This window comes from Providencia burhodogranariea DSM 19968 (genome assembly GCF_000314855.2).
Classification (GTDB): domain Bacteria; phylum Pseudomonadota; class Gammaproteobacteria; order Enterobacterales; family Enterobacteriaceae; genus Providencia; species Providencia burhodogranariea.
Genome location: NZ_KB233222.1, coordinates 1,906,594 through 1,926,217 on the forward strand (window position 1 = coordinate 1,906,594; position 19,624 = coordinate 1,926,217).

General features: G+C 41.5%; 15 protein-coding genes and 1 CRISPR repeat array. All 15 genes read right to left on the bottom strand.

What is annotated here, in order from left to right; all coding sequences use genetic code 11:
* Positions 1-966, bottom strand: a complete 966-nt coding sequence (gene csy2 / locus OOA_RS08190) for a type I-F CRISPR-associated protein Csy2 (protein ID WP_008911672.1) — start codon at positions 964-966, stop codon at positions 1-3.
* Positions 963-2,234, bottom strand: coding sequence for a type I-F CRISPR-associated protein Csy1 (csy1, locus tag OOA_RS08195; protein WP_008911673.1), 1,272 nt, complete (start codon positions 2,232-2,234; stop codon positions 963-965). The genes csy2 and csy1 overlap by 4 nt, the downstream gene beginning before the upstream one ends.
* A gap of 273 nt (positions 2,235-2,507) precedes the next feature.
* Positions 2,508-5,993, bottom strand: a complete 3,486-nt coding sequence (gene cas3f, locus OOA_RS08200; protein WP_008911674.1) for a type I-F CRISPR-associated helicase Cas3f — start codon at positions 5,991-5,993, stop codon at positions 2,508-2,510.
* Entirely contained in the window at positions 5,990-6,967 is a 978-nt protein-coding gene (cas1f, locus tag OOA_RS08205; protein ID WP_008911675.1) for a type I-F CRISPR-associated endonuclease Cas1f, read from the bottom strand. Before cas1f ends, cas3f begins: the two co-directional genes overlap by 4 nt.
* Before the next feature lie 478 nt (positions 6,968-7,445).
* Positions 7,446-7,640 (bottom strand): hypothetical protein, encoded by a 195-nt coding sequence (locus tag OOA_RS08210; RefSeq protein ID WP_008911676.1) that lies wholly within the window; start codon positions 7,638-7,640, stop codon positions 7,446-7,448.
* Positions 7,641-8,112: 472 nt separating this feature from the next.
* Positions 8,113-9,036 carry a nucleotidyl transferase AbiEii/AbiGii toxin family protein gene (locus OOA_RS08215; RefSeq protein WP_008911677.1) on the bottom strand — a complete coding sequence of 308 codons (924 nt, stop codon included), beginning with the start codon at positions 9,034-9,036 and terminating at the stop codon, positions 8,113-8,115.
* The gene (abiEi, locus tag OOA_RS08220) at positions 9,029-9,562 is read right to left on the bottom strand and encodes a type IV toxin-antitoxin system AbiEi family antitoxin (RefSeq protein ID WP_008911678.1); all 534 of its coding nucleotides are present in this window, start codon (positions 9,560-9,562) and stop codon (positions 9,029-9,031) included. The genes OOA_RS08215 and abiEi overlap by 8 nt, the downstream gene beginning before the upstream one ends.
* Before the next feature lie 185 nt (positions 9,563-9,747).
* Positions 9,748-10,737: a CRISPR direct-repeat array (repeat unit 28 nt; unit sequence TTTCTAAGCTGCCTGTGTGGCAGTGAAC).
* A 389-nt stretch (positions 10,738-11,126) separates the two neighbouring features.
* Positions 11,127-12,062: a flagellar hook-associated protein FlgL gene (gene flgL / locus OOA_RS08225; protein WP_008911680.1), complete on the bottom strand. Its 936-nt coding sequence runs from the start codon at positions 12,060-12,062 to the stop codon at positions 11,127-11,129.
* 28 nt (positions 12,063-12,090) lie between these two features.
* Positions 12,091-13,731, bottom strand: a complete 1,641-nt coding sequence (flgK, locus tag OOA_RS08230) for a flagellar hook-associated protein FlgK (protein ID WP_008911681.1) — start codon at positions 13,729-13,731, stop codon at positions 12,091-12,093.
* Positions 13,732-13,874: 143 nt separating this feature from the next.
* Positions 13,875-14,843, bottom strand: coding sequence for a flagellar assembly peptidoglycan hydrolase FlgJ (flgJ, locus tag OOA_RS08235; protein ID WP_008911682.1), 969 nt, complete (start codon positions 14,841-14,843; stop codon positions 13,875-13,877).
* Complete coding sequence (locus OOA_RS08240; protein ID WP_008911683.1) at positions 14,843-15,946, bottom strand: flagellar basal body P-ring protein FlgI; 1,104 nt, start codon at positions 15,944-15,946, stop codon at positions 14,843-14,845. Before OOA_RS08240 ends, flgJ begins: the two co-directional genes overlap by 1 nt.
* 41 nt (positions 15,947-15,987) lie before the next feature.
* Positions 15,988-16,755: a flagellar basal body L-ring protein FlgH gene (locus OOA_RS08245; RefSeq protein WP_040690892.1), complete on the bottom strand. Its 768-nt coding sequence runs from the start codon at positions 16,753-16,755 to the stop codon at positions 15,988-15,990.
* 72 nt (positions 16,756-16,827) lie between these two features.
* Positions 16,828-17,610 (bottom strand): flagellar basal-body rod protein FlgG, encoded by a 783-nt coding sequence (gene flgG, locus OOA_RS08250; protein WP_008911685.1) that lies wholly within the window; start codon positions 17,608-17,610, stop codon positions 16,828-16,830.
* A 19-nt stretch (positions 17,611-17,629) separates the two neighbouring features.
* Positions 17,630-18,385, bottom strand: a complete 756-nt coding sequence (locus OOA_RS08255) for a flagellar basal body rod protein FlgF (RefSeq protein ID WP_008911686.1) — start codon at positions 18,383-18,385, stop codon at positions 17,630-17,632.
* Between the two features lie 15 nt (positions 18,386-18,400).
* Positions 18,401-19,621 carry a flagellar hook protein FlgE gene (gene flgE / locus OOA_RS08260; protein ID WP_008911687.1) on the bottom strand — a complete coding sequence of 407 codons (1,221 nt, stop codon included), beginning with the start codon at positions 19,619-19,621 and terminating at the stop codon, positions 18,401-18,403.
* Between the last annotated feature and the right edge of the window lie 3 nt (positions 19,622-19,624).

A 19,624-nucleotide genomic window follows, 5' to 3' on the forward strand; every position in this document is an offset into this window, starting at 1 on the left:
TTACTCTCCGCTCGTAAAATATTTAGATTCAACTTGTTGGCACAAATAGAGGTTATTTTCTAAATCATAGTGATGTTTCCATAGCATTTCCTCAGGATGACCTATCTTGTTAACCATCACAAATTGCCCTAGTGTTACGACACTTTCTGCAAATCGATGAGGAACATCAGGGTCTCGCTGATTTTTTGCTTCACCTAATGGGGATATTCCTTGGAAACCCGTGGCTATCGGTACAACCCAGCCTGATGTTTTACGCTGTGCTTTCCATTCAAACTGATTTTTTTTCTGCTCACTGTCTGTTTCTATTTCTACGCATTGATTATTCACAGCAACATGATCTAATAGGGCATCCATCGCATCTTGCCCCTCTTCCATCGCACCTATCATGAGATCGCGACGCTCAATTAGTGCATAGCCAGGCATCATGCTATTCAATAATTTTCGTTTACTACTTCCATCGAGCTCATTCGCTGGCAGCGTACATCGCTGTGGCACATCGACAGATAAAATATCGCCCCCCGCTAATTTCATCGTCGGGATAATCTCACGAAGAGTGCTAAAGATAGGATGCCCTTCAGGTAAGTCAGTATCCCCATCCTCATCTTTCGCTGCAACGGAGTACTCAATCAGTAATGAGACATCCAAGTGACAACGAGCTTCTTCGATAAAGGCAGAACGATTACCTTCTTTATCTAATGGATTACCTGTACCAATAATGGAACTCACAAAATCGCCAGGACCTTTATAGGTTTGTAGATTGCACTCATGGCTGATCACCGCTACTGACGCAAATTCTAAACTGTCCAGATCATCTGCTTTTAGCTGATACTTTAGCTTACGCTCAAGTGCATGCATAAAACCTAGCCATGCGGTCATTGCAGGAAACCCGATCGTAAAAGGGCTTGATAAGGCGTTGGCATTTTGCACTTTCAGATGGGACAACTTAATAAAGTGAGTTGGATTCATCGCAAAAGCTCCTTATTTATTGCCACCACATCCGCAATAGCGCTGAATTCATCATTACCTAACGATAATGCTTTATTGCCATTGATTTTTTTATATCCCTCAATAAAGCAGCGGGCAATTTCAGGAATTAATACGAGCAGCCAGTCATCCATGTTATCTCGCTGAGTTTGCTCATTTGGAAATAACCACGTTTGTTGATACTTCGAAAGCCCTGTTGGTAAGACGCTATTTTCTAGTTCAAATGCACGTCGCACTTTCCACATCATCACTAATATGTAATCAACATATTCTTGAATAAGGTTATCGCGATACTCGATAAAACGACTGCCCCGTTTATCTTTTGGTAATGAAATTAACCCATGAAATGCTTTAAATGTCTCTTTGGCATGCCACGGGTTTTGGGTATCAGCAAAAAAATTGGTTTTCGGTAATCGCATTTCTCGGATATTTATAACCGGTGGTAATGAAGGCAATAGATATGCCCTACCCGCATTTTGGTTGTTTAATACTGAGATATTCTGAGGTTTAGTCCCACCAAAACCAATAGAAGTGATATCATAAATTTCTTGATAGCCAACCTCGCTGTATTCCCCTTTACGCCTTAATTCACGTAATGCTTTGGTCTGTTCTGAAAAGCGGATGACGTCAATTCGGCGGCGCATTTCAAACAACAGGCCAGAAGGTGTTAACAACGAAAGTAAATGATAATCTTCATCATCATAAAAAATAGGAAAATAGACTTGTTTTATTTTTGAGCTAGTGACAACCGTATCATCCACTGCTGCCATTTCTAAAAAACCATCTCGCAATGTTTGATATGGTTCATTGCTGATCGTCAATAATGTTTTTGCAAGCTCCGTTTCTGCATTGATATGCTCTAGTAACGTTTGTTTATCTTGCATTTCTAATGTCAAAAACTTGTAGACATCAAGCGCGGCGGCATTTCCTAATGCATCGGGTTCAGCAGCCACATTACCCGAACGTAAAAAACCATCATTTGCCTGTTTGGCATTGGCAATAGTCGCACTAACAGAACCATTTTTGTTTTTACGAGCACTGGGGTGACTAAAGGTACAGGGGTGAGTCGACAGTGAGATTTGCCCTGCTCGCTTTGCCGCGTTAGGTATCCACTGCGCTAAAGCAAACGTATTTTCACATTCCTGCTGTTTTTCGCTAATTTCAGCGTCACTCATGGAGGCTTTTAAATTCTTTTTAAGCCAGCCGTCTTTACGTTCCGCAAAGAAATCTTCTATTGCTGGATCTAACATATTTCAGGGTCCTTGTGGCTCAATTTATACATTTATTACGTTACTCGGCTTGTATTGAAATATCAGTATCTGCTCGGCTAGCCGAGCACAACGTTTTCAGTGATCCTACAAGCCATCTTGATTCAAAATCTACAAGCATTTCATATCCTTTTCGATATATGCATCAAATCACTAACTTATTGAATCGAAAATTAACTATTTCGATGACTAAGAGATGATCCGAGTGTATCAAACTAATCGGCTCTCTACTCAGCTTCACCATTCAAAACAAAATTATCGTTTTACAACATATATTCCCATTTGGTCGTTATAGTGATATTCAACATCTTGCTTATCTCTTAACTGCAAACTAATTTCACCATATAGTCGAGAAAGTGAAATAACTTGTAGGTCTGCTTGCTCGAAAGAGTTAATAGATTGCTCGTAATCTCGAAATAGCCAAAGCCTTTTGGTTAATACTGGTTCAAATGGTTGATGCTTAATTCCATATTTCGATTCAATAAAAATCCATTGATCTTGTTGATACTGACTAAATTCTAACTTGCCATTATTGTTAATGACTAATGACAGTCGAATAGAAGGTGTACTGTGCCGAAATGGCGTTAATTGTTGAGGTAGTCCAGTCATCCACCAGCAACCATGGGTATAGCCCCACAAATGAAATGCTGTATTAGTCGGTAGTGGTGGCTTTGGTTGATTTGAGCGCCGAGAAGAATTATTTTGTTTAACCTCTGTTTTAGCCGCAAAAACAGCCCCCGTTGCCAGAGTTTTTTTAATGGCAGCATGCTCTAAACAGGCTAAATCACGGTGTTTTCTACTTTCATAATCGAGCTGTTTTGTAATTCTTGGGATTGAATCTACGGATTGAAGTAACTGTTGCTCATCAACCAACGCACTTAAGTTGTGAGTCACTAATCTTAGGCTTAAATTCTCGTTTTCATAACCCGGCCATCTAAACACATCTTTTGTCACCTCTTTGCCGCCTTCCTGAAACCCTTTCCAATTGTATTGAAGTAAAGCCATATTCGGATGTTCAACAGCACCTTCCCGATGTCGACGTACACGCCCCGCCATCTGAATAATAGAACGATAAGAAGAAGGTTCAACTACCGCCCAATCAAAATCATGATCACGCCCGACCTCTTCGACTGGCGTGGCAACAAGAATAAAAATAAGGTTGTTTGCCTTACCTTCATTTTTCACTTGTTCCAAGTGCCCGCGGATAATTGAATTCTCTAAGGCGACTGGAAGTTCTCCGTTTTTTTCTTTACGCTTTAAAACGCTATCAAGGTGTTTTTCTTGCTCATGGCGCAACAATAAAACCTGTTGGCTATGGTACGCCATCGTGCGAATTTCAACATTTTCAGGCCATTCACATGCAAGTAAAAAATGCGTTAGTTCCACACAGGGGCGAATATTGGCCATACGCACAACACCAAATGAAATGTGGATCCCTGTTTGGCTATCGATAAAAGAATGCGCTGAATGTTGTGCTAGAATCGCTTGTTGAATATGTTCAAAAAAATGCGGCTGGCTATTTTGACCTTTATCCAATGACATTGGCACAATACAGGCTTTACGGCGAGCTGGCTGCGCTTGTAATATTTTGGCGCGCTTATCAATAAAAGCATCATGATATTGCTGATAAAGAGAAGGCGCATTAGCCTCATTGGCAATGATTGTCGCTGTATGGGTCGTGGACTTACATTTATCTTTAACTGCATCATATTTGCCTTCATCGACCCAAATACACCCAATCTGGGCTGACTGTTGTCGACTTTTAGCATGTACATGCCAACCCGCCTGATAAGCATGAAAGTAGGCTAACGCTAAATCAGGTGGAATGGTCGCCGAAGAGATCATCACCTTACGCCCCAGCAGCCCCGCCATGTGCACTAAGCGCCCTATCGCTATTGAATCATGATCAGTAAAGTCATCCACTTCATCGATAACCAGATCTGATGACATCAAACGTAAGCAAGGCAGAATGTAGCGTCCGCCACGGATTGTTTCTGTTGCCCCCATCATATGGTCGATGGTACAAGCCAGAACTGGCGCATACAGTAAGGCTCTATCTTTGGCTCTGGTGAGTACAGTCGAAAGGGATTCTTCTGGTAATATTCCTTGCCACTTATCTTCAGGCCAATGTAATTCGTCGTCATCAAATAAACTTTCTTGTGATGCAGAACCGCTAGCTTCTGGGGTACTTTCCGCTGATATGTCCTCTTGCTTTTGTTTTGAATCCAGATGCAATTGAGTTACTGCTTTAGAGCCGACTAAAACCGCTAATTGACTGTCATCAAGCCCGATACGATCGCGATATTCATCACCGGTTTGCAGGGTCAATGTTCGTAGCCCTAATGCCAGAATATAGCGTAAACTTTGTTTATCTTCTGATAACGCCTGCATAATCTTCGCGTTAGCCAATGTTTTTCCACAGCCTGTGCTCGCCATATTGACAATGAAATAGCCTTTTACGCCGTCTTCATGCTCTTCACGATACTTATAAAGCGTATTAACCGCATCTTCCTGCCAGCTAAATTTTCCTTGGCTATTTTTATCGTGAGTTAAATCTGGGATATCGCTAGCAGTAGGCGGTTCACTTTCAAAGAAAGGCAATGTTTCTGCTACATTACGCGCTATTTCGGCGACATTAACCAGATGTTCATCTAATTTTTGCTTAAACTGCATAAGACCAAAATACCGCTTGGTATTCGCATAAAGTGGAATATCACTTTTCCATTGAGGATCATTATCTTTTGATGAGTAATTATGATCGCCCAACATTAAGCAAAGGCGTGCATAATGCGCAATAATACGCCAACTGCCCTCGTTCATGGCTTCTTGGAACAGAGGCAGTTGATGTTTCAAATCAATTGCGGCTTGCTGAACCGCATGGCTCCATGTCATCGACTCGCTTAATAGGCCGTTTGGGAATTCAAAGCACATGCCAAGGCGTTTTTTGAACTCATCTTCATCTTGCCTATTTTCATAGCCCCACTTTTGTTCAATCGTTTTTAATAAATTGGCTAACGAGTTACGAGCTTGATCACAGTAATTATCTCTGTTTTCTTTTTTATTCAAAAAAGGCAGCCTATGATGAGAAACGATTAGCCAAATTAGTAACGAGGCTGCATCAGGCAAACCACTTAAAGGCGCTGATAATAAACCGTTTTCTTTTGTCCATTGTTGTAATTGAGGTTCATTCCATTGCTGATTAGCGATTATCTCTAGCCATTTTTCATCACTGTCAGCCGCGGATTGGCTTTTAACCAGTGAACTAAATAGTAGTGCGGAGATCCACTCATGCCGTAATGGGTCGCCTTTAAAGGGAGATTTGATTGCTGGATTAAGTTTATCTTGGAATAATCGTGATGCTTTGCCCCAATCATGCAATAACGCCGCAAGTCGAGCAAAGGCTCCAATTAGGGAAAGGTATTTCCAATCATTTTCATGCTCACTGCCCAGAAATGATTTTTCAGTTCGGTTCACGGGGACATACCCTTCTGCGTTAAATTTCTTTTTATTACCGACAACCCATAATAATTGAGTTCGTGAACGAGAGCGTATCCAATGGCAACTCACTGCGGTGCTTCGGCTTGCACTTTGACGCAACATTTTTTTTACTGTCTGCAAACCTTCAGCAGTGATCAATGTTTGCCATGTGTTATCACCAATTCGATTCGCAAAAGCATCTAACACGCGCCGAGTCCTTTTCAATGCATGTTTTTCACATTGTGAGACGAAGGTAACGATCATGATTTCGGCTCCTGATTCTGCTGCTCAGAGCCAGTTTTCAATGCAATCTGCTTAACGGTATCGAACAGAAAATCCAGCGCATGATTATCAACAAAAGATTGTAAAACTTGTTGGCGAAACTCTTGTTCCGTCGCATCTTCCTTACTACAAATAAAGGCCCATGGCAGCACAATGGCATCTTTGATTAAATCCGCCACATCAAAGACCAAAGCACCACGCCGCGTTTTTCCATGCATCACTGCAAAACCATGCGGAATGCCGAGTACCCACAAACAACTCGCCGCTAAACCATAAGCCAGATAATTGCCATGGTTCAAAAATGCATTTGCTTTATCGATAGCTTGATGCTGCCGAGTGAAGTTCTTTTTGTCGGTATTATTTGCAGCATACTTATAAAGGACTTTGGTTAGTTGTGCCTCTGTAAGTAGTAATTCTTGTGAGTTATCCGCAGCGTCTGTACGTTTATGAAAGGTTTTCAATGCCCCTTGGACAGTATTGTCATCATAAATAAACCCTTCATTTTGTAATTCTCGCGAGCCTTGCCACACTTTTTGCAAATAACTTATGCGGGCTTGCTGCAATGTTTTTGCGGCTGCTAAGCGCTTTTCATCATCAAACCAAAATCCCATCCAACCTTGTAAATACTCGGTAGGACGATACTCACTCTGCGGTGTAAACCACTCTACTTCGGTTGCCATATAGAGTGGGGTTCCCCCTCCACCACAAAAACCAACCAGTACCCCAGCTTGTGAAAGCATGCGCATGGCAGCTTGGGTAATGGATGTGCCATTCCCGAGCAATAAAACGGTTGTATTGGCAATTGGAATATTAAAGTAGAGGTTTTCGTTTTTAGCTTCAGTAAAATAGAGTACGCGACCGTCTTTTTGCATAACACGGCAGTGTTCGAGGTAATACATATTGGCGCGTTTGGAATGAAGAATTGTTTTTAGATCTGAAGGTGAAAAGTCATCCATATCAAGTATTCCATCTCATTAATCAAGCTAAATCTGTGTGCAACTTATTGGCGTTATATTTCAGCGAAAATTGAGGCTATTTTGATGAAGAATCTTGATACTCGTAAATATTTATGTGATTAGATTTATTTAGCTTAAGCAATCAACCATAACCCCAAGCAAACTGATAGTTAATTTAAATTAATACAATTTAACTTATAGAATGTCTATCTGTATCGATAAAATATCAGTATTACAATGCTATTTTGGGAGTGCCTTCGCAGATTTTATTACCAAGAGCAACTTATTGATTACATTTTAATTATCGAATTAAGTCTTAGATTCATTTATTAATGATTTAGTTAGCACAATCCGATTATTTCTAAGCTGCCTGTGTGGCAGTGAACATGCCTGTCTAATGAATCTTTCGACAATATTGTCAATGTCGTACTGTATGTCATCAGAAAACGAATTTCTAAAATTATTAAATTAGTTCATATCATTTCCTTAATTCTTTTTTTAAAACTTCTATTATCCAATCAGATAGTTTCATCTCTTTTGATTGAGCTTTTTTTACGAGTGCATTTTTAAATTCAGACTGACATCTAATGTATAGTTGTGCGTCATTAGTTACCTCTTTTTTTGCGTTACCATTACCGACGTTGCCATGATTCTTGTGTAATGTATGTTCCATTTTATCTCTCTATTAATAGTAGTAGCGCTGCACATTTCTTCCTTCAACTTCATATTTAGTACCAACGTCAATTATTATGTATTTAAATGTTCTATATCCCATATGAACACTGATAACGTTTAATCTTCGGATTGATTTGTTAAGCTTTCTTTTTCAAAGAATGATTATACCTTTTTGTTTTATTGTTTAAATATTGGTGCATCAGCAACAATATTATCGCCTTCTTTTGCTATACCCGCTTTCAATTCTGCGTACAGCTTGCCGTTTTTCGCCGTCTCAGTTGTTTCTAAGCAGACTGTTCAGCAGTGAATTCGAGTCAATATCTATTCCTATCTACTTCTCAGAGCTTCGTACTAATATTGGCTGTTAGTGACATTAACTCTTTCTCCCAATAAGCCGTTAAACCACTTCCTGTTTGTCAGACCTATATTGTGCTATTGATTGGGGAGGCTGAACAATTTACCTTAGCGTATTACATCTTGAATAGTAATTTATCTGCATGTTTACCATATAAACTCAGCTGAAGCGCTAACAGTAATTCTCTTAAGGTAACCTCAAGATATTTAAGAAAATCCGGCTGACTGATAGTTCGTTCCGTGACAGTTACTGGCAAGAATCTTTTCATTTCATTTTTGAATTTTTCACTTGTCACAATCTCATTGAGAGAGTGAATTCTTTTAATTAGTAAGTCTCTGAACTCAAGGCCATAACCATAGTCTGTTAGCTTTTTTCTGACTAATTTCGCATCAAATTCAGCGCCTTGCTGTTTCAGCCAGACCAGGTCCCATATATCTCTGTAACGGATGTATTTCTTTGTCCCAGGAAAAGATACCAATTTGTCAGCCATAATTTCATTCAACTCCTCAACCCGTACTATTAGATCAGAATATCCATCGGGTAGTTGGGGATAATTTTTGCTGAGCATTCTAGGTACACTGGTATACGCAGGAATGTTTGCTATTTCGATCTTGATGCGTTGCTTAGGCAAGTCTTTGCGTTCGGGGAAAGTTGTAACAGATATTTGCCATTTATCTACCGTAACATCAGCATAGTCTGGCTCCAATCGCAGTTCCGCAGGCTCCTTAACAATAACCTCCAGACCGTATCGCCCCCCGACATAGTCTTGAATGCAGTCTTTAATTTTTTTTATATTTGCGGAGCAGAATTCATGGCCGCCAGCAAAATCCAGATCTTCACTGAATCTGTTAGAACCATAACATAGGCGTAAGGAGGTTCCCCCCTGAAATGTAATTGTCTTCAGAATCCCTGCAATAGATAAACAGTACAAAATGTCATAGTGCAGTAATTCTTTCTCAACGACTGGGCGGTTTAAAGTAAGGTTATTCGCTGTAACGATGTCATCGACCAGTACATTGAAATCGACTAAATCACTCATCAATAAGCTCCTCCTTTTGAATTAGGTGTGTATTCCTGCCAACTCGAAGAAGATCTTTGATTGCTGTTTCTTTTGTTGCAATACGCAATGGACCCCTGCCTTCTATCGTGTTTCGAATAATTTCTGACGGTTTTTTATTTGTATGCGTGATTTCAATGACCCCCCATGGCGTCACGAACTCTCCAGATCGTCCCGTAGACATGATGGTTAGCCTATCGATGAGTATCTGTGAAATCACTCCATACTGAGATAAAGCTGATTCTAAGCTGATGTAGTTGTATTCACCCCGTCGAATATTAACCGCAAGGCTATCCAATGGATATACACCTAACGAAGCTCTGGCATTGACATAAACTCCTTTCGCTGCTCGCTTCAAAATACCCGCAGCAACTAAGCGATCAACTGATTTTTGTAATGTTTTCGGAGATTCATTAGGGAAAATGGTCGCCAAATCTTGGGTCAAGAAAATATTTTTTCCCTTTTTACTAAAGTCATCCAGTGTGTGAATAGCTGTAATTTGATCCATTATATTATCTCCACTAAATCACCCTTTCTGTGGGGTGGTTTTGTACAGATATATAATAGACTTAATATCTATACAAATAAACCCCAAATAAGGGGTTATTTTGTATAGATAATGGGAGTGAGACGAATTATTATTGCTGATGGAAACTAGTTATTGTTCGCTCGTAAGCTAAATAACTCTTCATTTTTCTAAGCTGCCTGTGTGGCAGTGAACCCGCGCATGATAGAACTTGCCCCGTTTATTTTTTTCTAAGCTGCCTGTGTGGCAGTGAACTTTGTATAGACAGTTCGAGTAATTTCATTTCGTTTCTAAGCTGCCTGTGTGGCAGTGAACTCTACCCCTCCGACGGCATTATTGATGTTCGATTTCTAAGCTGCCTGTGTGGCAGTGAACGTCACGCGCTCATATTGGGGGCTACTGGTGCATTTCTAAGCTGCCTGTGTGGCAGTGAACATTATGTTGGTTACGTGAAAGGCGATTGGGATTTTCTAAGCTGCCTGTGTGGCAGTGAACATGATTTTTTACAGGGGGCGTCTTTTGCTGATTTTCTAAGCTGCCTGTGTGGCAGTGAACTATTTTTTTCAACTAAAGAAATGATTGAGCTTTTTCTAAGCTGCCTGTGTGGCAGTGAACCGGAAATTGAAATAATCACGCCAGAACTGGCGATTTCTAAGCTGCCTGTGTGGCAGTGAACAAATGGGACCCGAAGGACTCAGGTTTTAAAGTTTTCTAAGCTGCCTGTGTGGCAGTGAACATTCTTGCTGTGTGTATATTTGCTCAGATACATTTCTAAGCTGCCTGTGTGGCAGTGAACCGTCCGCCGCTCGTCCTGCCAATGAGTTATCCTTTCTAAGCTGCCTGTGTGGCAGTGAACTACTGCTTTTTGAATAATGGTGAGCGTAATGCTTTCTAAGCTGCCTGTGTGGCAGTGAACCGATGTAAGCGCAAGTGCATCGATGTGCACACATTTCTAAGCTGCCTGTGTGGCAGTGAACGACTCTGTCTGCTGCGCACCAGTGGCGTTAGCTTTCTAAGCTGCCTGTGTGGCAGTGAACATAACCTTGACTGTGAGCGTCAACTAATAAGATTTCTAAGCTGCCTGTGTGGCAGTGAACCAATCGATAAGTGAGGGTTTCGCACATCCAGATTTCTAAGCTGCCTGTGTGGCAGTGAACTATAAATTATCAAATAAAACGCTTAACACAACAATAAATTACGATGATTTTTATAAAAATACCTTGTTTTTTCGCGGCATCTCTAATCTATTGTTTTTATGGTAAATTTTTAAAGAGCAAAAATAGAAGGGTAAAATAAGGTTAAAACACCGGTGGGAAAATGCAACTCAACAAGAAAAACAAAAGAGAGAAGAAACATAATTAATTTAAAATGTTCATTTTGGCACTTCAGTATGCAGGAAAATACAGGAATATAGCACGGGTAATTACCTCGAATAACAACCCGAATCACAGTGTTTATCTCTGTTCATCGGGTTTTCTTATCAAGGTGGTATCACTGACTCGCTATAAACATCTCGAATGATCTCGCTAAGTTAGCGGGTGAAAACTTACCGTCCACCAAATAGCGACATACTATTGAGATCTTTGAAAATATCTTGCGATGCTTGGAACATCGCCTTCTCTTTATAATAATCCGTTGTCGCGCCAATCCAGTTTGTATCAAGTAACTCACTGGCTCTCTGCGCATTTTGAATACTGCGAGTATCAGCTAGGAAATTTAACTTATCAATTTCCTGTAATTGTAACCCTTGTTTCGCTTCAATATTTGAGACCTGATCTAATGCAGATTTAATCGCGCTATTGGCTATTCCAAGGTCTTTGTTAGCGGCTTCTAGCACATCTGGATCGGCGTTATCTTGCGGAACTCTCAATGTAGCAATTCCCACATTAAGCGCTTTAAATACTTCAACCACATTATTCCTATCAGTCGGGAAAACCTGTGCCCCCGTAAAATAGGTGGTCATTTCACGGTCGTTAGACACATTTTGCGTAATCGCTTTATTCCCACCGTTATATAGCACTTCGCCTTCTGCATTGATTTCAAAAGGGGGGTTATCCGATTGAAAACCGGCAAAGATATATCGTCCATTGCCATCGGTGGTGTTTCCCAACGCAACTAACTGATCTTTTAAACCCGTTAATTGATTAGCCAGCGAATTTCTATCTTTGTCACTCAAACCAGCTTGATTCGATGCTTGAATAATCGTTGTATCAATTTGTGTTGTCACATCCGTCATTTGGGTCAGAATGCTCATTTGTAACGTCATTCCTGTCTTAGCAAAACCACGGCTAGCAACATATTGCTGATTCCGATTTTCTGACTGATTAATGCGTACTGCTTGGGATGAGGCTTGTGGGTCATCAGAAGGTTTACTGACTCGTTTACCGGATGCTAATTGGCTGCCCACATCCATAAGCCGTGATTGTGCATTATTCATATCTTGTAATCGCTGGTGGTAAATCATATTGGTACTTAAACGCATAATAGGATCCTTTTTTAATCTCTGAAACTTAGAAAGCTCTCATCAAGGCATTGAACAGGTCATCAACAGTTTTAAGCACCTGAGCATTCGCATTAAAAAACTGTTGAATTTTTTGCATTTGAATACTTTCTTCATTCATGTTGACGCCTGAAATCGCTTGTTCTTGCTGATAAAAACTTTCAGTCATTTTATTTTGTGTTTCAGAGTCAATTTGCGCTTGCTTGGTCTTGCTTCCAACATCATTGACTATTTTGGCGTAATAATCAGAAAATGTAGAAGTCCCCCCCACCAGCTTTTGATCTTGTAATTTCACTAATTCCTTTAAGTTTTCGTTATCACCTGAGCCACTATCTTTTGTACCCGCAGCCGCAAATTTACCCGCCTCACTAATCAGAGTTTGCATGCCATTAATTACGCCACTCACGGGTTTCACTAAAAATGAATCGCCACTTTGTGCATTATTGTTAGTGATTTTCAATTCAATGCCAGCAAACTTAAGTGTGCTCACTCTTGAACTATCCACATCAATCTTAGTTCCTTCAGGGAGCCGCGTGATATTCCAATCCGTGCCATCGAAACGTATTTCATAATTGCTTTCTGTTACTTGCGAAACATCATCATAACCTAAATCAAATTCAGCTTTACCGCGGTTAAATGTATTACTCACCACACAACCTTTGCCAATCTCAAAAAAATCTTTACCTGTATTCCCAGTGGCATCGAAGCCTTTACAGTACATTTCATTGAATTTATTAGAAAAAATAAGGGCTAATTTATTGAGTTTTTGATAGGAAGGATCAATGACTTCTTGGCGTGAACGTAGGATGCCACTAAGCTCACCACCACGAAACGCATCATCAGCGATTTCACGTGTTTGCCCATTTGCGCCAACAAAACCTACACTAAGACGGCTATCATCTTGTGAAGATGGCACGGCTTCAAGACGATTGGCTTTTTCCCCAGTCACCAGTGGTAAGCCATTAGCAAACGTGACGTTATAGTTACCATTTTTTTCGATAGTTTTTATGCCAATTAACGAGTTAATTTCATTAACTAAGCGATCTCGTACATCAAGTAAATCATTGGGTTCTGAGCCACTAACAGAACGCATTCTGGCAATCTGCTGGTTAAGACCTGCGATTTTCTCTGCATAAGTATTGATGTCTTTCACTTTTGTTTCAATTTGGCGATTAACATCACGCTCCATCTCTTGCAGCCGTCGATCCGCTTCTTTGAACTGATTAACTAATGAGTTTGATTTACCCAAAAAAACATCTATTAAGGTTTTATCACTCACATCACTCGCAGCCGCATCCAACGCGGCAAAAAAACCACCAATATTGCTCGAAAGATCTTCAATATCATGAGTTAGTAAATCATCAACTTGGCTGCTATTTTTCGCATATGCCTGATAATCACCACTGCGTGCGCGGGACTGGCTATATTGTTGACTAATAAATTCATCAAACTCGCGGCGCACATGGCTAAAATAGGTGCCATTACCAAAATAGCCATTAGGTGTCATTGTGCCCGGGTTTTCCCCAAAAACAGCAGTTTGACGATGATAATAACCAACGCCAGCGTTAGCTAAGTTATTTGAAATGACACTTAACCCGCCCTGCGCTGTATTCACACCACTTAGCGCATTATTCATTACATTATTCAGCATAAGCTTTTCCTTTTGTGTTGCTTATTGCCATGGCTTATTGATGCAACCTGTGCAATATCAGCCTGAATTTATTCACTTAGTTATCGGAAAGATGAGATGAATATTTAGCAATTACATCGTTTTTTGCTACTAGCCGCTAAAAATTAAAAAATATCATTGAGATCGACGGTGTAAGCTTTAATCACTCTCGATATTGTTTTTTCCACAGAATGATCTCCGCGAATTTGATTAATTAAGCTAACCAGTTTGTCTGAGTAACTAGGATCTGTCGCATAGCCAGCTTGGTGCAGACGGCGAGCCGCTATCTCTGGTGATTGCGCTTGTTTTACTTTTTGATAGCGCGGGTTTTCAGTTAGTAAATTGATGTAATCAGCAATTGCTTCCTCATAAGAGCCATAAACCCGAAAGTTATCGCGCATCTTGACGCTTTTTCCATTGATAACTTCTGTGGTCATAATGTTCGTTATAGGCCCTTCCCAGCTTTTACTTGCTTTAATACCAAATACGTTATGACTGTTTTCCCCCTCGGTCGTTAATATTTCACGACGACCCCAGCCACTCTCTAAGGCTGCCTGCGCTAAAATAAGAAAATGTGATATGCCACTTTTTTGACTTGCTGCTTTTGCGGGTTCTATCAGTTTGCTAATAAAGTCTTGGTTATTTGATGAGAGAGCTTTGACCTTCTGCAAAGGCGCTAATACTGCATCACCCAGTGGAGCAAAACGTCGCACAATCTGAGCCATAGCTGGAGTCGGTAAAGCGCCCATCAATGTTGAATCCAAGGGTTTTAACGCACCTTCCACAGATAACCCTTGGCTTTGTGCTAATTGCTGATACATCATGTCACCAAAACCAAGACCTTTTTGCGCTAAGTCTTGGGCAATTTGTTGATCATACATACTGGTCAACATCTGAGTTTGTTCACTCGAAAATAAGCCATCTTGAGGCAATGCTGAGCGCATGCTTTTCAGCATCATCTGAACAAAAGTGGCTTCCAGTTGTTGAGTTACTTGGCGTAACCCTTTTTCTGGCGAGCCAGATAACTTGAGTTTTAAACCACTAAGCGACTGCACATCAAAAGCAGCACTTTGCATCAGCTGCATATCATTCATTAGATGATCTCCAACTTGGCACGCAAGCACCCTGCACTTTCCATTGCTTGCAAAATAGACATTAAATCTGTCGGCGTCGCACCTAACGTATTAAGGGCTTGTATAACTTGATTAAGCTGCACACTAGCGTTCACTTTTTGGAGCGTTCCACTTTGTTCACGAATACCAATATTCGTGTTTCGTGTAACGACCGTTTGGCCACCAGCAAATGGTGTATCTGGTTGATTGACTTGTGTTTGCCTCTCAACCGTTACCGATAAACTACCCTGTGCCACCGCACAACTTTCGAGTGCCACGCTGCGGTTAATCACGACTGAACCGGTACGTGAATTAAAGATCACTTTCGCTTCGGCAATCGGTAATCGAACATTCAATTCTTGGATCTGAGCTAGGAAGCGGACTTGATCGCTATTATTCATTGGAACTCGCAATTGGACTGTTCGTGAATCCAAAGGTGTCGCAGTGCCTGCGCCACGTAAACGGTTAATGGCGTCACTCATATCTTGGGCTAATGTGAAGCTATCATCGTTGAGTTGCAGGTTAATTACACCGTTTTGACCGAAGTTTGTTGGTAATTCACGCTCAATCGTCGCACCACTGGTGATCCGTCCTCCCGTTAGTTGGTTGACTTTTATCCTGCTACCTCCCGCACTTGCACCTGTACCCCCTACTAAAATATTGCCTTGTGCCATCGCATAAATTTGCCCATCAACACCCTTTAATGGTGTCATTAGCAAAGTACCGCCTCGAAGGCTTTTAGCATTCCCCATGGAGGAAACAACAATATCCACTGATTGGCCTGAACGAGCGAAGGGGGGCAACTTGGCCGTTACCATCACTGCTGCAACGTTTTTCAATTGCATATTTGTACCGGGAGGCACTGTTACTCCCATCTGAGACAGCATGTTGCTCAGACTTTGGGTGGTAAAAGGGGTCTGCATAGTCTGATCACCCGAGCCATCTAGCCCCACGACCAGCCCATAACCAATTAAGGCGTTATCACGAACCCCCTGCACTGTTGTCAAATCTTTGATACGTTCACTGTGTGCTGGTGCAACAAAAGCACAAAGTAAGGTTAGAAAAAGTGCCACTAATTTATTCATTCGAGTCTCTCTACAGATTTCCAACCTAATCTTCACTTTACTTAATAAGGCGAAACATTTAGAAAAAAGCGTTGCAACCAACCCATGTTCTGTGACTCATTGATATAACCATCACCGACGTATTCAATACGCGCATCAGCAACTTGCGTTGAGCTAACATTATTGTCTGCACCAATCGTACGTGGATTAACCACTCCAGAAAAACGAATAGATTCAGTTCCTTGATTGATAGCAATGCGCTTTTCACCCACGACATGTAAATTGCCATTAGCTAAAAGTTGGTCGACAGTTACGGTAATGGTGCCTTTAAAGGTGTTGTTGGCATTTGCGCCTCCTTTGCCCGTGAAATCACTGTTGCCTTTCACTTCTAACTCGCTATTACTTCCACCTAACCAACCTTGCATAAAACCGGGTAAGATCGCGGCCAAAAATCCTGTTTTTCCGCTGCGCTTCGCATTTGCAGATGAGTTTTTGCTGGCACTGACATTTTCTTGCAAGTTGATTGTCAAAATATCACCAATATTGCGTGGCCGTCTGTCTTCAAAAAGTGGCTGATAACCATAATAAGCAGGTTGTGCGCTTTGAAAAATTGCGCCATTCGGCGCAGGTGCTGTTGGCGGATTGGGTAACGCGCTGGTTTGAGTATCAACCAGTGGACGAGGTTTAATATATGCACAGCCACTGATGGCTAATGCCAAAACCATCACGAGAGCCTTACGAGTTGAAAATAATAAATTTTCTCGATTTTGAAGGGCAATACCACGTTTCGTCATTAGGGTACTCTTTTGCTGCTGTGTATGTTTTGTCATCACATGAATTGTCTTCTCACCCACCAAATGACAACTCGTCTCGACATCAACAAGCTGCCACTGAGTATTGAATTACAGTTGAGCTAATCGTTGCAACATTTGATCCGATGCTGAAATGGCTTTGCTGTTAATTTCGTAAGCTCGTTGAGTTTGGATCATATTGACCAGCTCTTCTGCAACATTAACGTTCGAGGTTTCAAGCATATTTTGATACAACAATCCAGCGCCATTAGTACCCGGCGCAGTTTCATTTGGTGCACCTGAACTTGCCGTTTCCATATAAAGGTTCTCACCCATGCTTTCTAAACCAGAATCATTGATAAATGTAGTCAGGGTAATTTGACCAATCTGTTGAGGTTGATTATCACCAAAAACGGTTACCGAAACTGTCCCATCACGCGCGATGGTTAAGCTGCTCGCATTATCAGGAATAATAATCACAGGTACGATTTGATAGCCGCTCGACGTCACCAATTGCCCATCTTGGTTGGGTTGTAGTGCGCCATCACGAGTATAAGCATCCGTGCCATCCGGCATTTGCACATGCAAAAAACCTTGCCCTTTGATGGCAATATCCGTTGTTGTGCCCGTTTGGTTTAAATTACCTTGGCTATGAATACGCATCGTGGCAACAGGTCGCGATCCTGTTCCCATCTGTAACCCTGATGGCAATGATGTTTGCTCCGAACTCATTGCGCCCGGTTGCCGAATGTTTTGATACAATAAATCTTCAAATACCGCACGTTGGCGTTTGAAACCATTGGTGCTGACGTTTGCCAAGTTATTTGAAATAACATCAAGGTTAGTTTGTTGGGTATCAAGCCCTGTTTTAGCAATCCATAAAGAGCGGATCATCATTATTCCTTACTGAAAATTAGCTGACGGTAAGCAACTGGTTTGCCCTTTGTGCATTTTCATCTGCACTGTGAACTACCTTCATTTGCATTTCAAAATGCCTTGCGTTAGCAATCATTGATACCATTGCTTCAGCGGCACTCACATTACTTCCTTCAATTACTCCTGAGGTTATTGACGCGCGTTCACTTTGCGGGAGGAGATTGCCATTAATGGCTTGTGCTTGTGCTGATAAATGAAATAGCCCATCTTCACCGCGTATCAAATCTTGTGACTGTGCTTCAACAACTTTTAGGCGGCCAATTTGGCCCAACATGGTCGGCGGATCAGTTGCCAATAACGCTGTCACAGTTCCATCGGCGGCAATGGTGAGATCGGTATTTGGTGGCACATTAATTGGCCCACCATCCCCTTGCAGACGATGCTTACCAATCATCAGCTCGCCTTCAGATGAGATTTGAATGCTGCCGTTACGGGTATAGGCTTCCCCACCCTCCGCAAGTTCAACCGTTAAAAAATGTTTATCGCTAAGTGCCACATCTAGCGGCCTGCCCGTATAGTTAAGCGGCCCTCGGCTCATATCGGCACCTGGTGTCGAGGCTACAACTAATGTACGGGTTTGCTCGCTATCACCTTTAACGGGTACCGCTCGCATTGCGGATAGTTGAGCTTTAAAACCTGATGTCGAAACGTTCGCAATGTTATTCGACACAATTGCTTGGTTTTCAAGCGCATGCCTCGCGCCTCCCATAGCAGTATAAATAACGTGATCCATGGACATCCTCTATACTTAGCGTAAGTTAACCATCGTTTGTAGCATCTGATCTTGTGTTTTGATCGTCTGGGCATTTGATTGGTAATTACGTTGCATCACTATCATGCTGATCAGCTCTTGGCTCATATCCACATTAGAAGATTCAAGTGCACCGCTGGTTAATTTACCGAATTGACCCACGCCCGGTATACCATCCATTGGATTACCCGACGCATTTGATGAGGCCCAAACGTTGCCCCCCTGAGACACCAATCCATTTGGATTCGCAAATGCAGAAAGAGCAACTTGCCCAACTACCCGTTTTTGTTGGTTTGAATAGTTGGCAAAAATTAGACCGTTATCTTCAATTTTGAATTTGGTGTATTCACCTGCGGGATATCCATTAACATCGATACCGCTGACAGAAGATTCACTCACTTTTTGTTGGCGTATTTTATTCAGGTCAACTTGCAAAATGCCGTTATTGGCACCATTGACTCCGGTGTAAGCAAAGCCAAATACAGCATTCGCAGGATTACTTAAACGACCGTTCCCATCAAACTCCATATCGCCGAGTTTTGTCGCGACTTGGTCGCTTGAATCTTTGCCATAAGCCGACCATTTATTGTCAGCTGTTTTGACAAAATAAATTGAAATTTCGTGGGTATTACCTTGACTATCAAAGGCGGTCATTGTGGTACTAAAGTTGTAACTCCCCTTATCACCAGGGTTATTCACATCAAAAGGCTTTGGCTTAACTTGGTCTTCTGAGTTCAGGTTGATCGTCAATTTTCCCATGTCAGAGGCTTTTGCATCCATCATATCTGTTGGAATATTCAATCCAGCAGGCACACCACCACTTTGAATCGTGACATTGCCTTTTTCATCAATGCCCGCAGGAAAACCCGTGATAATCATTTCCTGATTATTGACAAGGTTACCGCTTTTATCGCGAGTGAATTGCCCATCACGACTGTAATAAATGTCGCCATTTTTATCTTGAACGCGGAAAAAACCGTTACCTGAAACCGCAACATCTGTTGGTCTATCAGTACGTGTAATAGGGCCATCTTTAAAGTTTTGTGTCACCGCAGCGACATTAACGCCGAGACCGACGCCTGAACCAGCAAACATATCGGCAAAGGAAGCTGTGGCACCTTTAAATCCGTTGGTAGCAGAGTTGGCAATATTATTGCCAATCGAATCAAGTCCCGCTGAGGCAGCATTTAAGCCACTAACTGCTTGTGAAAATGACATGTT